This window comes from Herpetosiphonaceae bacterium, from assembly GCA_036374795.1.
Taxonomy (GTDB): domain Bacteria; phylum Chloroflexota; class Chloroflexia; order Chloroflexales; family Kallotenuaceae; genus LB3-1.
Map to the genome: position 1 here is coordinate 20,457 of DASUTC010000279.1, position 11,345 is coordinate 31,801.

At 61.6% G+C, this 11,345-nt stretch carries 14 protein-coding genes; 10 read left to right on the plus strand and 4 right to left on the minus strand.

The features are described 5' to 3' along the window. Nucleotides 1-235 precede the first annotated feature (235 nt). From VFZ66_21560 to VFZ66_21570, 3 genes are all read left to right on the plus strand, one after another. Complete coding sequence (locus VFZ66_21560) at nt 236-1,741, plus strand: FTR1 family protein (GenBank protein ID HEX6291788.1); 1,506 nt, start codon at nt 236-238, stop codon at nt 1,739-1,741. 221 nt (nt 1,742-1,962) lie between these two features. Continuing rightward, a complete protein-coding gene (locus VFZ66_21565; GenBank protein ID HEX6291789.1) occupies nt 1,963-2,454 on the plus strand; it encodes a (2Fe-2S) ferredoxin domain-containing protein in 492 nt (163 codons plus the stop codon). A 61-nt stretch (nt 2,455-2,515) separates the two neighbouring features. After that, nucleotides 2,516-3,559: an ABC transporter ATP-binding protein gene (locus VFZ66_21570; protein ID HEX6291790.1), complete on the plus strand. Its 1,044-nt coding sequence runs from the start codon at nt 2,516-2,518 to the stop codon at nt 3,557-3,559. 115 nt (nt 3,560-3,674) lie between these two features. On the opposite strand, the gene VFZ66_21575 is transcribed toward VFZ66_21570, so the two are convergent. Both VFZ66_21575 and VFZ66_21580 read right to left on the minus strand, forming a co-directional pair. Beyond that, the gene (locus tag VFZ66_21575) at nt 3,675-3,896 is read right to left on the minus strand and encodes a hypothetical protein (protein HEX6291791.1); all 222 of its coding nucleotides are present in this window, start codon (nt 3,894-3,896) and stop codon (nt 3,675-3,677) included. Beyond that, complete coding sequence (locus tag VFZ66_21580) at nt 3,881-4,180, minus strand: hypothetical protein (protein ID HEX6291792.1); 300 nt, start codon at nt 4,178-4,180, stop codon at nt 3,881-3,883. The genes VFZ66_21575 and VFZ66_21580 overlap by 16 nt, the downstream gene beginning before the upstream one ends. A gap of 220 nt (nt 4,181-4,400) precedes the next feature. On the opposite strand from VFZ66_21580, the gene VFZ66_21585 reads away from it, so the two are divergent. The 3 genes from VFZ66_21585 to VFZ66_21595 all read left to right on the plus strand — a co-directional run bounded on the left by VFZ66_21585 (nt 4,401) and on the right by VFZ66_21595 (nt 6,035). Further along, nucleotides 4,401-5,099 carry a C4-type zinc ribbon domain-containing protein gene (locus VFZ66_21585; GenBank protein HEX6291793.1) on the plus strand — a complete coding sequence of 233 codons (699 nt, stop codon included), beginning with the start codon at nt 4,401-4,403 and terminating at the stop codon, nt 5,097-5,099. Nucleotides 5,100-5,190: 91 nt separating this feature from the next. Continuing rightward, on the plus strand, nt 5,191-5,565 hold the full coding sequence (locus VFZ66_21590) for a hypothetical protein (GenBank protein HEX6291794.1): 375 nt from the start codon (nt 5,191-5,193) through the stop codon (nt 5,563-5,565). A 62-nt stretch (nt 5,566-5,627) separates the two neighbouring features. Next, nucleotides 5,628-6,035, plus strand: a complete 408-nt coding sequence (locus VFZ66_21595) for a hypothetical protein (GenBank protein ID HEX6291795.1) — start codon at nt 5,628-5,630, stop codon at nt 6,033-6,035. Nucleotides 6,036-6,112: 77 nt separating this feature from the next. Here VFZ66_21595 and VFZ66_21600 read toward each other — a convergent pair whose 3' ends face one another. Next, nucleotides 6,113-7,042 (minus strand): prohibitin family protein, encoded by a 930-nt coding sequence (locus tag VFZ66_21600; protein HEX6291796.1) that lies wholly within the window; start codon nt 7,040-7,042, stop codon nt 6,113-6,115. 31 nt (nt 7,043-7,073) lie between these two features. Continuing rightward, nucleotides 7,074-7,244 carry a hypothetical protein gene (locus VFZ66_21605; protein HEX6291797.1) on the minus strand — a complete coding sequence of 57 codons (171 nt, stop codon included), beginning with the start codon at nt 7,242-7,244 and terminating at the stop codon, nt 7,074-7,076. A gap of 341 nt (nt 7,245-7,585) precedes the next feature. Here VFZ66_21605 and VFZ66_21610 point away from each other — a divergent pair, with 341 nt between their 5' ends. From VFZ66_21610 to VFZ66_21625, 4 genes are all read left to right on the plus strand, one after another. After that, nucleotides 7,586-8,785 carry a TRC40/GET3/ArsA family transport-energizing ATPase gene (locus tag VFZ66_21610; protein ID HEX6291798.1) on the plus strand — a complete coding sequence of 400 codons (1,200 nt, stop codon included), beginning with the start codon at nt 7,586-7,588 and terminating at the stop codon, nt 8,783-8,785. A 109-nt stretch (nt 8,786-8,894) separates the two neighbouring features. After that, complete coding sequence (locus VFZ66_21615) at nt 8,895-9,674, plus strand: DUF429 domain-containing protein (GenBank protein ID HEX6291799.1); 780 nt, start codon at nt 8,895-8,897, stop codon at nt 9,672-9,674. A gap of 125 nt (nt 9,675-9,799) precedes the next feature. After that, on the plus strand, nt 9,800-10,849 hold the full coding sequence (locus VFZ66_21620; GenBank protein ID HEX6291800.1) for a J domain-containing protein: 1,050 nt from the start codon (nt 9,800-9,802) through the stop codon (nt 10,847-10,849). Between the two features lie 174 nt (nt 10,850-11,023). Beyond that, nucleotides 11,024-11,338 carry a MerR family transcriptional regulator gene (locus tag VFZ66_21625; protein ID HEX6291801.1) on the plus strand — a complete coding sequence of 105 codons (315 nt, stop codon included), beginning with the start codon at nt 11,024-11,026 and terminating at the stop codon, nt 11,336-11,338. Nucleotides 11,339-11,345 lie beyond the last annotated feature (7 nt).

The following is an 11,345-nucleotide window of genomic DNA, read 5'->3' on the forward strand; positions in this document are numbered from 1 at the left end:
TTCGCTGCCCCAATACCAGCGTCAGCCGCGATAGCCGTGCCTCCGATCCGGCTTTGTGAAATTCAACTCTTGACAATGATTGGATTAATCCCTATACTCTCTACGGACTTAAATTAGCAGTTATAGAGCATTCTAAAGCATCAAAATGATTCTCTTTATTGGTATTGGTAATCATTATCATTCTCAAACAAGTGTAAGCATTTTCTCATCAGGGGCACGTCTACGCATGCCCTGCATGCTGCGCGCCATATTGGTGATCTGCGCCGTGCTGCTCATGCCGCGCGTAGCCGCCGCGCACGAGGGCACCGGCAATCCGCATCAGGATCTCTACGTCGTCAACAACCATGTCGAGAACGCGATTGCCGCTCTTCGGTCGGGCGATGCCGAGCAGGCGCGCGCCGAGTACGCCCGTTTCGATGACGAGTGGTTCGAGATCGAGGACGGCATCCGCGATCTTTCCCGGCAGAGCTACCGCGACATCGAAGACGCCATGAGTGATGTCAGATTCGCGCTCAACCAGCAGCCGGTCGATCCCCTCAAGGCGCAGGCCGCGCTCGAAGCCTTAGTCGCCGCCAATGATGCCTTCATCGATACGGCGGGCACGGCGATCACCTCCGGCGGCCAGGATGCGGCTCCGTCGACGCTCACACTTGGCGGCGTGCTGCCGAAGCTCGACGAAGCGCTTGAGGCCCTTGCGCGGGGCGATCTGGCGTATGCGAGCGCCGAAGTCGAAGAGTTCCGCGCGCTCTGGCCCGATGTCGAGGGCGTGGTCGCGGCGAACGATGGCGCGGTCTACCGCCGGGCCGAGGAGCTACAAGCGCAGGCTTCGGCGGAACTCAAGGCAGGCGCGGCGCAGCAGGCCGTGGCGACGCTGACCGAGCTAAAAACCGCGCTCCAGCCCTTCGCCCAGGCGACGCTGACCTATGGCATGTTCGACGCGACCAGCATTTTGCTGCGCGAAGGGCTTGAGGCCCTGCTGATCATCGCGGCGCTGCTGGCATTCCTGCAAAAATCGGGCAACGCCGACAAACGCCGCTGGATCTGGATCGGCGGCGCCGCAGGCGTGATCGCCAGCCTCCTCGCAGCCATCGCGATCCAGCAGCTTTTCAGCTCGTTGATCACCGGCGCGAATCGCGAGCTGATCGAGGGCATCACCGGGCTGGTGGCGGCGGCGCTGCTTTTCTACGTCTCGTACTGGCTCCACTCCAAGACGCATCTCGGCGGCTGGCAGCGCTACATCAAGGACAAGACCAGCGCCGCGCTCGCGACCGGCAGCCTTTTCTCGCTGGCGTCGCTGGCCTTTCTCTCGGTCTTCCGCGAAGGAGCCGAAACCGCGCTGTTTTATATCGGCATTGCTCCGGCGATTGCGCTGCGGGATCTGCTGCTCGGCCTCGGCCTCGGCACGGCGATCCTGATCGTCATCGGCGTCGTGATGATCGGCCTGGGCAAGCATCTGCCGCTCAAGCTGTTCTTCCAGATCACCAGCGTGCTGATCTGGTACCTGGGCTTTAAGTTCATCGGCTCAGGCATTCGCGCCTTGCAGATCGCGCGGGTGGTGCCGGAGACGACCGCATCCTGGCTGCCGAGCTCGGAGGTGCTCGGTCTGTATCCCACCTGGGAGACGACCCTGCCACAGATGGCGCTGGTGGCCCTGGCGATCGGCGTTGTGCTCTGGATGCGCTCGCTCGTGAGGGAGGCCGATCGGCTCAACGTACCAGCTAAGACCTCAAGGAACCTGTAAGATCTATGCGACTTCGACGATCCATACTCATGCTCGTCCTGACCCTGCCCGCTGCGCAGCAGGTGGATCAGGCGCTCGACACACTGCTCGCTTCGGCTTTCAAAACATATGTCAAAGCGAAGACGAGCACTGCGAGCGCAGATCGAGGCGTTCGTCAAAATACTCAAGTAGCTTAGCTGGCCGGGCCAGGAGTCGTTTCTGGCCCGCCCTCAGGAAGGATCATGGGCAAGAAGGAGAAGAAGCTCAAAAAGGCCAGGGCGTCGCTCGCTGCTGTTGCCGAGGCTGCACCCAAGCCGAAGAAGCTTGAGGGCAGCGATAAGAAGCTCAAAAACACCGTGCGCACGTATGTGCAGCATATTCTGGTCTGCACCGACTCGAAGAGCAAGGCGTGTAAAAAGGGCGGCCCCGACGTGCTCAAGGCGTTTGAAAAAGCGATCAAGGCGCGCAAGCTTGGCAGGCAGGTGATAGTGACGGAGATCGGGCATGTCGGCGGCTGTAGCCTGGGTCCCAATGTGATCGTTTATCCTGAGGGCGTCTGGTACGGTCGCGTCGAGCCCGAAGATGTCGACGAGATTATCGAGGAGCATATTCTCGAAGGCCGCGTTGTGCCGCGGCTGCTGCGCGGTCAGCGCATGGACGATCCCTGCGGCGGCTGCATCCTGACGAAGCCGCTGGTCGTCGCGGCCCAGCAGGCGAACGAAGCGCTGAATTAGCGCGATCCGGCGGCGTAGCGCGGGCATCTTCGCTATCGCAGCCAGCGGTATCCGGGTGACTATGGCGATTATTCAGCTCGATCAGATCAGCAAACACTACGATACACAGGCGCATCCCGCCGTCGATAACCTTTCGCTGAAGGTTGGCGACGGCGAATTGCTTGTGCTGCTCGGACCTTCCGGCTGCGGCAAGACGACGACGCTGCGGATGATCGCGGGCTTCGAGCGGCCTGAGCGCGGAACGATCCGCATCGGCGATGAGCTGGTCGCTGGTGAGCGGGCCTGGGTGCCGCCGGAGCGCCGAGGTGTCGGGATCGTGTTCCAAGATTACGCGCTCTTTCCGCATCTGACCGTCGCGCAAAACGTCGCGTTCGGCGTGCTGCGGCTCAGCCGACGCGAGCGCGAGCAGCGGGTCGCGTCGGCGCTGGCAACGGTCGATCTCAGCGAGTACGCGGCGCGGTATCCCCATGAGCTGTCGGGAGGGCAGCAGCAGCGCGTCGCGCTGGCCCGCGCGATGGCTCCTCAGCCACGGCTGCTGCTGCTGGACGAGCCGTTCTCGAATCTCGATCTGGAGCTACGAGTAGCGCTGCGCTACGAGGTCCGCGCGATTGTGCGCCGCGCAGGGATCACTACGGTGCTCGTGACTCACGATCAGAGCGAAGCCTTTGCCCTCGCCGATCGCATCGCCGTGATGCACCGGGGGCGGCTGCACCAGCTTGCCGATCCCGAAACGCTCTATCGCCGCCCGGCCAGCCGCTTTGTCGCCGGTTTTGTGGGCCGCGCCCAATTCTTGAGCGGCAGCGTCGACGACGATCATGTCACAACCGAGCTTGGCACGTTTCGGCTCCACAGAGCTATGCCGCAGGGAGCCGCCGCCGATGTGTTGCTGCGTCCTGATGATCTGCATATCTACCCCGATCGCGATGGCAGCGGCCTGGTGGTCGGGCGTGAGTTCGGCGGCGCGACCGTGCGCTACGCGGTGCGGCTGCCATCGTCGCGCATTATCGACGTGATCCAGCCCTCGGTTCATCTGGTGCCGCTCGATAGCGCGGTTCGCATTGAGGTGCTGCCGCGCGAGCCGGTGGTCTTTCCGGCGCAGGAGTAGCGCGCCGTCAGGCTGGGGTTTTCTCCAAACATTCCCTGCTCTGATGAGGAGCGGGCAGCAAAAAAGGAGAGCCCGAAAGCTCTCCTTGAGGCACGGCCGGTAGCTATGACGGCTGCTACGCGGCTTCTTCAAATCCTACGTAAAACGTAGATGGGCGGATGTAGGAGATGGGACGAAGCTGCACATCCGCAACGCCCTCGGTACGATCCTGCTCGTTGATCAGCACAATATTCGGATGCCTGCGGAAGCGTCGCTCGTAGGCGGCGACGGCCTCCTGAATTTTAAGACCCGTCTCTTTCTTCCGGTCGTCGTCAAACCACGCTAAGTAAAAGTCCATCTCAACGTTCCCTTCTCTAAAGCTCTGCTACGACGTAGACGCTCCACCACCGACCCGGTCTGCCTGAGATACCATGTATTGAGGATCACATCGTGGAATAGATCGCAGACCGCGCCATCTTGACAGCGTACGCGAAAATAATGCCCCGGATGCTTGCCCCAGCTCGCCCCGACACCCCAGGCGCGCTCGACGCGCAGGACTTGCCGGACAACGCCACGATGCAGAAAGCGGTGCGGCAGCCAGTTGAAGCGCTTTGCTTGCAGCAGGATCGGTTCTTGCCGCATACATCCTCCTCGACTTAATGCGCCGTCAGGGCGGGGCGCCCGGCGGTAGGTGGCCCCCAAAAGATTCTCCATCTTGAGCGGATGCAGGAGATCCCATTCCCGAAAAAGCTCCCTGAGCCGGTATTAACTACCACCATTATATTCGCACAATTGTTCTACGTCAAGCGGTTGAATCGCCTATCTGCCCGTGGTATCCTATGATCTATCAAGGATTCCTGCTATGCGCGTACAACTGTTTACTCAGATTCAACAGGTCGATCAGCAACTCACCAATCTTGCACGTGAGCGCGATGCAGTGCTGGACGAGTTTCGCGAGCGCGATCGTCTCCGCGATCTACGCAATACGCGCCGCGACCTGGCGAGTAAGCTCAAGGAAGAGCGCGGCCACAGCAGCGATCTACAATGGGAGCTTGACGATGTTGAGCTGCGCCTGCGCACTCTCGACGAGCAGGAGCGCGACGGGCCGAGCGATCCGCTGGTTGCGCGTGAGCTGGTGATCCTCCGCGAGCGGGCCGCGCAGCTCGAAGAGCATGTGCTGGCACAGCTTGAGCGCATCGCAGAGCTGGAGCGTCAGCTTAGCGAGGTGGAGCATCAGGTGGAGCAGGCGGCTGTCGCATGGAATGAGCGAGAGGCGCTGCTGCAAACACAGCTCGATCGCCTTGGACACGACCTTGAAGCGCTCCAGACTCAGCGCCAGAGTATCGCGGGCCAGCTTCCCGACGGCGCGCTCGATCTGTATGACGATCTCCAGCGCCGCCATCGCGGCACCGCGCTCGCGCCGATTCGCAACCGGCAGTGTAGCGCCTGCCGGGCACGGCTGCCCGCCGCCGTCTTCGATCTGCTGAGCACTCCCGATCCGCTGGTCCGCTGCCCGCGCTGTGGCCGAGTCCTATACATCGAGGCCGAAGCATCCGAGTAAGGTCCGTGGTGTATTTTGCCGTTTTGGTTTAAGATAGCATCCGAGCCGTCCGGCTCATGCGCTATTGGCACATCTCAACGTTGGAGCTGTCATGCACCACTCTGAAATTTGGCAAGACATCAACGCTGCCGTACATCAAGCCGTTCGTGACCGGCTGTTTCAGCTCGACGAGAACGATCTGATCGAGCGGAGCGACGCGCTGCTCGAAAATGTACCCGTTGTCGGCGGCGCGCAGCCTTCGACGGCGCTGCTCCTGCGGCGCTATCACACCCAGCTTCATCAAGAGCTGTGTGTCGGCAGCCAGCCACGCGCGACATTCGGCTCGATCGAAGATGAGCTGCGCGAGCTGACCCGTGCTGTGATGGTCACGGTTGACGCGGATGAGGGTATTTCTGTCGAAAGCGCTGTGCTGCTGGCCCTGATCTTACAGAAGCGCGGCCTGACGAACTTCTGCGCCAGGCCCTAGCCGGGGACGAAAGAACAAGGGGAGAACGCGAAACGCGAAACGCGGGGCGCAAAGGGAGAAGTATGTCGCCAACGGATCGGATGCTGATCGGAGCAATCGCCGCCAATCCAGGCCGCTATGATGGCGCGGGTGAGTACCGCTACTGCCGCACGTGTGACAGCATCTTCTTTACCCGCGCCGCGAAGCCCGACACCAGGCACGATGGGCACAGCGTCGTTACGCTTCCGGCGCTGAACCAGGACGGCAGTGAGCGCCTGAGTCGCGCCTTCAAGGTCTTTATTCAGCGCTGGCCGGAAGCACGGCGCGTCGAGATCGAACATTTTGCGCAGCGGCGCGGCTGGGAGCTGGCGATGGAGCATTCCGACGGCGGCGGCGCGCTGACCGATGAAGAAGTCGCGCAGTGGCGTCGAGTGATCGAGGCCGAGCTGCAACGGCTGGTCGCCGAGAGCCGCACGCTGATCGCGGGCTAGCGACCGGCGCGGCTGCACGCACACAAAGGGGACATGCGCAGGCATGTCCCCTTCACGTTCTACCTTGTGTCGGCGTACTACTGACCGGCACCTGCCGTATCGCTGATGATGCTGGTAGCGTCGATCAAGGGCGTCGCGCCGCCGCCGCTGAAGACCGGCAGCTTACCGTCCCATCTCTGGAGCTGCTGGTAGCGGATCAGATCCGATGTCAGGCTTTGCGAGAGCAGGCGATTGGCCTGAGCCTGGGCCTCTGCTCGAATGCGCGTAGCGTCGGCCTCGCCCTGCGCCTGCGCGCGCAGCGCATTGGCCTGGCCCTCCGCCGCCACCTGATCCTGCTGAGCCTTGATCTGCGCCTGCTTGAGCGCGAAGGATTGCTGCTCCGCCGCCTGCTGCGCCGCGATCTTCTGATCGAGCGCGTTCTGCAAGTTCTGCGGCAGGTGGAAGCCGCGCAGGTTCAGCGACTCGAACTTGACGTATTTTTCCGCAAAGCGCCGCCGCAGCTCCTCGGAAACCTTCTGGGTATACTCGATGCGCTTCTCGCCGTAGATCTCCTCCCAGCCGTACTGCGAGGCGATGTCGTTGAGCGCCGAGCGCGTCACCTGACGCACCAGGTTATCGCGGATCACCTCGATCGGCGCGCCCGCCCAGGTGCGATACAGATTGGCCGCCTCTTCGCTCAGCACCGAGTACTGGACGCTGACATCCGCGTTCATGGTCTGGCCTTCGCGGCTGCCGATCTTGACGCTATCGTCGCCTCTGACCTCGCCCTCCTGCTCCGTCTGCACCATCACGATCGTCTGCACGCCGACCGGATACTTGGTGATGCTCTGAGTGAACGGATTGATAAAGACCCAGCCCGGATCGAGCGTGTTGGTCACTTTGCGGCTGGCCTTGTCGAAGACGATGCCGACGTAGCCCGGCTCGATCGTGCGCCACGCGGAGAAGACCAGCCCCAGCGCCACCAGCGCGATCAGCGCCGCGATACCCAGCACGAACAAGCTCACCATTCCATTCCGTCTTGGACGGACAGCCTTCATATTAGCGCTCATAATCTTCCGATTCCCTTTCGTCGCTCTCTTCGGGATTGAATACGTGATCGAAATAATGCGACAACTGCTCTATAACCAGCGGAACGGCGCGCACCGCAAAGAGAAAGACAAGCACTGCGGCGATCAGTCCGATCGTTACTTCGAGCAGAGTAGGACTCATATAGCCTCCTCGATGATCGGGGCGATCATCCATCTGATTGTACGGTGACAGGCACAACAAGTTGCAACGATCGGCACAAGGAGTTGCAAAGAGAGGATGCCAGCTTTCGGTGGAGTGAGTGCCCCGTGTCTATTCTACGGTTAAAACAGACGAGCACGAGATGATGATGTACTATGTTACCACAGCCTTAAGTCCATGCGCTAAAAGCGACTAGCAGACTTCGGTGGAGCGCCAAAGCAGGGCTGCGTCTGGTACAAAGACATGCACGGTTATCATCCGCCTGCAACACTTGTCTATGCGGCGACGTACAGTAACCGTAGTTCGTTTGAGAAGGAGCGTTCATGCGTCTCATTTTATATCTAGGCAAAGGCGGCGTCGGCAAGACCACCACTGCCGCCGCAACCGCAGCGCGCGCCGCCGAGCTTGGGCATCGCACGCTGGTCGTCTCGACTGACGTGGCGCACTCGCTGGCCGATGCGCTCGATGTTCCGCTGCAATCACAGCCCACGCTTGTCGCGCCGAATCTGTGGGGTCAGGAGATCAACGTTCTGGACGAGGTGCGACGCCACTGGGGTCATCTCCAGACCTATCTGCAAAATGTGCTGCGCCGCAAAGGCGTTAACGAAGTCGCGGCGGAAGAGCTATCGGTCATTCCCGGCATGGAGGAGGTCGTCAGCCTCATGCATATCCGCAAGCAGGCGCGCGAAGGCAATTACGATGCGGTGATCGTGGATGCCGCGCCGACGGGCGAGACAGTGCGCCTGCTGACGATGCCTGAAACCTTCCAGTGGTACGCGGGGCGGGTGCTCAACTGGGAGCAGACGACCGTTAAGCTGGCGCGCCCGCTCGTGCGGGCGCTGATCCCGGCCAGCGATGTGTTCGACTCGCTGCCCAAGTTCATGGCAGAGGTCGATGAGCTGCGCGCCACGCTGACCGATCCGGCGATCTCGTCGTATCGTCTGGTGCTGACGCCGGAGCGCATGGTGCTCAAAGAGGCGCAGCGTGCCGCGACCTACCTGGCGCTCTACGGCTATCCGATCGACGGCGCGGTGCTGAACCGCGTCTTACCGGAGAACGTCCAGGGCAACGGATTCTTACAGCAGCTTTACACGATCCAGCAGGGCTACCGCAAAGAGGCGCACGAGCTATTCACGCCGCTGCCGATCTGGGAAGCGCCATACGAAGCGCGCGATCTGCGCGGCATCGACGATCTGCGGCGGCTCGGACGAACGCTCTTCGGAGACAGCGATCCGACCCAGGTGTTCTTCAAGGGCGCAACCCAGGAGTTGACCAAGGTCGGCGACGAGTACCTGCTGAAGCTGCCGCTGCCGCACGTCGAGCTGGACAAGGTCAATATGACCAAGCGCGGCGATCAGTTGTTTATCGAGATTGGGAATTTTCGCCGTGAGCTGATTCTACCGCTCACCCTGGCAGATCGCGAGGCGACGCGCGCGGTGTTCAAGAATGGCGTACTCGAAGTGCGCTTTGGCCCACCGGTGGCTCCACAGCCGAATGCTGCCCAGGCCGCGCCCAGCGCGTGAGCAGCGACTCGCAGATCTTAGCATACGTTCCGGCAGGCGTTCCAGCCCGCCGGATTTTTCATGTATCCGCAATCATTGCTCAAACATCACCTACAGAAAGGCCCGACCTATGCGTTTCATCGGCCTGGATCTCGCCTGGTCGTTCCGCAACCCAACCGGCGCCGCCGTGATCGAGGGCGACGCGACCAGCGGGCGCTTGCTGACAACACGGCTCCTGCGCGGCGACGACGAGGTTATCGCGTTCGTGGTGGAGCACGCCGGTGATGCTCCGGCGCTCGTCGCGATCGACGCGCCGCTGAGCGTGCCGAACCAGGCCGGGCGGCGACCGGCTGAGGTTGAGATCAGCAAGCTGTTCGCGCGCTACCACGCGGGGGCGCATCCGGTCAATCGCAACCGGCTGGCGCGGGATGGGATCGTTCGAGGCGAGGTGCTGCTGGAGCGGCTGCTCGACCAGGGCTTCATCCACCGCACCGAGGTCGCGGCGCAGGTGCCGATCCGCCAGATTGTTGAGGTCTACACTCACCCGGCGATCGTCTCGATCTTCGACCTCGACCGCATCATTCGCTACAAGGCGCGGCCCAGACGGACTCACGACGAGCGTCTGGCGGAGTTTGCGGCGTATCAGGCGCGGCTGCGCTCGCTTGCCCAGGCCGATCCGGCGCTGCTGCATGCCGACAAGCTGCTGGCGACCGAGCTTGCGCCGCTGAGCAAGGCGCGCCTGAAGGATTACGAAGATCTGCTCGACGGCGTGATGTGCGCCTACATCGCTCACTACCTGTGGCGCTGGGGCATGGCGCGGGCGCGAGTCTTCGGCAACATTGACGAGGGCTACATCACCACGCCCGTGCCGCGCGCCCTGTGGTCGTCCGCGCCGCAGCAGAACCAATGATTGTGTTAACGATGTACTAGAGTTGCGTCCTAGCGTTATAGAAACCTTGACACTGACAGTATCAAGGATTAGAATCCTGATAGTCAAAGCAGAGCACACGCCAATCACTGCACATCGAGGTTCGGATGGAATATAAAGACTACTACAAAACACTTGGCGTTGGCCGGAGCGCGAGCGCGGATGAGATCAAAAAAGCGTTTCGCAAGCTGGCACGCAAATATCATCCCGACATCAATCCCGGTGATCAGGTAGCAGAAACCAAATTCAAGGAGATCAACGAGGCCTACGAGGTCTTATCGGATGCCGAGAAGCGCAAGAAATACGATCAGTTCGGCGCTGACTGGAATCGGTATCAGCAGGCTGGCAGTGCTGGCGGCGGCTTCGACTGGTCGCAGTACATCAATCAGCCCGGCGGCGTGCGCGTCGACTTCGGCTCCGGCAGCGGCTTTGGCGGCTTCGGCCAGGGCTCGCCCGGCGTGGACACGGGCTTTTCGGATTTCTTTGAGAGCATGTTCGGCACGATGGGTGGGCGGCAGACCAGCGGCTTTGGCGGCGGCGGCAGCCGGCCACAAAAAGGCAAGGACTACGAGCAGAGCGTCGATGTGACGCTCGAAGAGGCGTATAACGGCACGCAGCGCCAGATCCGCATGGACGTTCCGCAGGTCTGCGCCACCTGTAGCGGCACGGGCGTGCAAAGCAACAACCTGTGCCCAAGCTGCGGCGGCACCGGCGTCGCGGGGCAGCAGGCGCGAACGCTGGCGGTCAAGATCCCGGCTGGCATCGACACGGGCGGTAAAGTTCGCGTTTCGGGCGAGGGCGGGCCGGGCATCAACGGCGGTCCACGCGGCGATCTCTACCTGCTGGTGAATGTGCTGCCGCGCGAGCGCTACGAGCGCGAGGGCTTCGACCTGCGCTACCGCGCGCCGATCGATCTCTACACCATGTTGCTCGGCGGCGAGGCCAGGATCGGGCTGCTCAGCGGCAAGACACTAACGCTCCAGATACCGGCGAATACCCAGAACGGCAAAACCTTCCGTATTCGCAGCCAGGGCATGCCCAGGCCCGGCACGGAGCAGCGCGGCGACCTCTACATCATCGCGGAGGCCCAGCTTCCGACCGAGCTATCGGCGCGGGAGCAAGAGTTGGTACAGGAATTGCGGAGCATTCGAGCCTAAAGCGCGTCATGTCGAAGGAGCGGCAGGTGTTAGCGTTGTATGAGAGAATCGCGCGAGCGACATCTAAACAGCAAGCGCGACCGTATAATGGATTATGTAACGTTAACCGCAACATAATCGACGATACGGACAGCTAACATCGCTCCATCGGGCAAACGCGAATCGGTAGATCGCATGAGTGAGCGTACACCAAAATACACGATCAGTGTCGTAGCCCAGATGGTGGGCCTGCACGAGCAGAGCTTGCGGATGTACGAGCGAAAAGGTCTGATCCGGCCACAGCGCAGCGACGGCAACATTCGGCTCTTTTCGGATGCTGATGTCGAGCGAGTGCGCTGCATCAAACGGCTCGTGGATGACCTGGGCGTGAATCTGGCGGGTGCGGAAGTTATCCTCCATATGCGCGAGCAGATGGATCTGTTGCGGCAAGAGGTGGAGCAGCTCCAGCACCGTGGACGGCAGGTATTGGACGAAGATCGACAATCGTAGCACATAG

Excerpts from the sequence above, each read along its gene's own strand:
- VFZ66_21560 (HEX6291788.1), top strand. The coding sequence starts at position 236 with ATGCTGCGCGCCATATTGGTGATCTGCGCCGTGCTGCTCATGCCGCGC.
- VFZ66_21565 (HEX6291789.1), top strand. The coding sequence starts at position 1,963 with ATGGGCAAGAAGGAGAAGAAGCTCAAAAAGGCCAGGGCGTCGCTCGCT.
- VFZ66_21570 (HEX6291790.1), top strand. The coding sequence starts at position 2,516 with ATGGCGATTATTCAGCTCGATCAGATCAGCAAACACTACGATACACAG.
- VFZ66_21575 (HEX6291791.1), bottom strand. The coding sequence starts at position 3,896 with ATGGACTTTTACTTAGCGTGGTTTGACGACGACCGGAAGAAAGAGACG.
- VFZ66_21580 (HEX6291792.1), bottom strand. The coding sequence starts at position 4,180 with ATGCGGCAAGAACCGATCCTGCTGCAAGCAAAGCGCTTCAACTGGCTG.
- VFZ66_21585 (HEX6291793.1), top strand. The coding sequence starts at position 4,401 with ATGCGCGTACAACTGTTTACTCAGATTCAACAGGTCGATCAGCAACTC.
- VFZ66_21590 (HEX6291794.1), top strand. The coding sequence starts at position 5,191 with ATGCACCACTCTGAAATTTGGCAAGACATCAACGCTGCCGTACATCAA.
- VFZ66_21595 (HEX6291795.1), top strand. The coding sequence starts at position 5,628 with ATGTCGCCAACGGATCGGATGCTGATCGGAGCAATCGCCGCCAATCCA.
- VFZ66_21600 (HEX6291796.1), bottom strand. The coding sequence starts at position 7,042 with ATGGTGAGCTTGTTCGTGCTGGGTATCGCGGCGCTGATCGCGCTGGTG.
- VFZ66_21605 (HEX6291797.1), bottom strand. The coding sequence starts at position 7,244 with ATGAGTCCTACTCTGCTCGAAGTAACGATCGGACTGATCGCCGCAGTG.
- VFZ66_21610 (HEX6291798.1), top strand. The coding sequence starts at position 7,586 with ATGCGTCTCATTTTATATCTAGGCAAAGGCGGCGTCGGCAAGACCACC.
- VFZ66_21615 (HEX6291799.1), top strand. The coding sequence starts at position 8,895 with ATGCGTTTCATCGGCCTGGATCTCGCCTGGTCGTTCCGCAACCCAACC.
- VFZ66_21620 (HEX6291800.1), top strand. The coding sequence starts at position 9,800 with ATGGAATATAAAGACTACTACAAAACACTTGGCGTTGGCCGGAGCGCG.
- VFZ66_21625 (HEX6291801.1), top strand. The coding sequence starts at position 11,024 with ATGAGTGAGCGTACACCAAAATACACGATCAGTGTCGTAGCCCAGATG.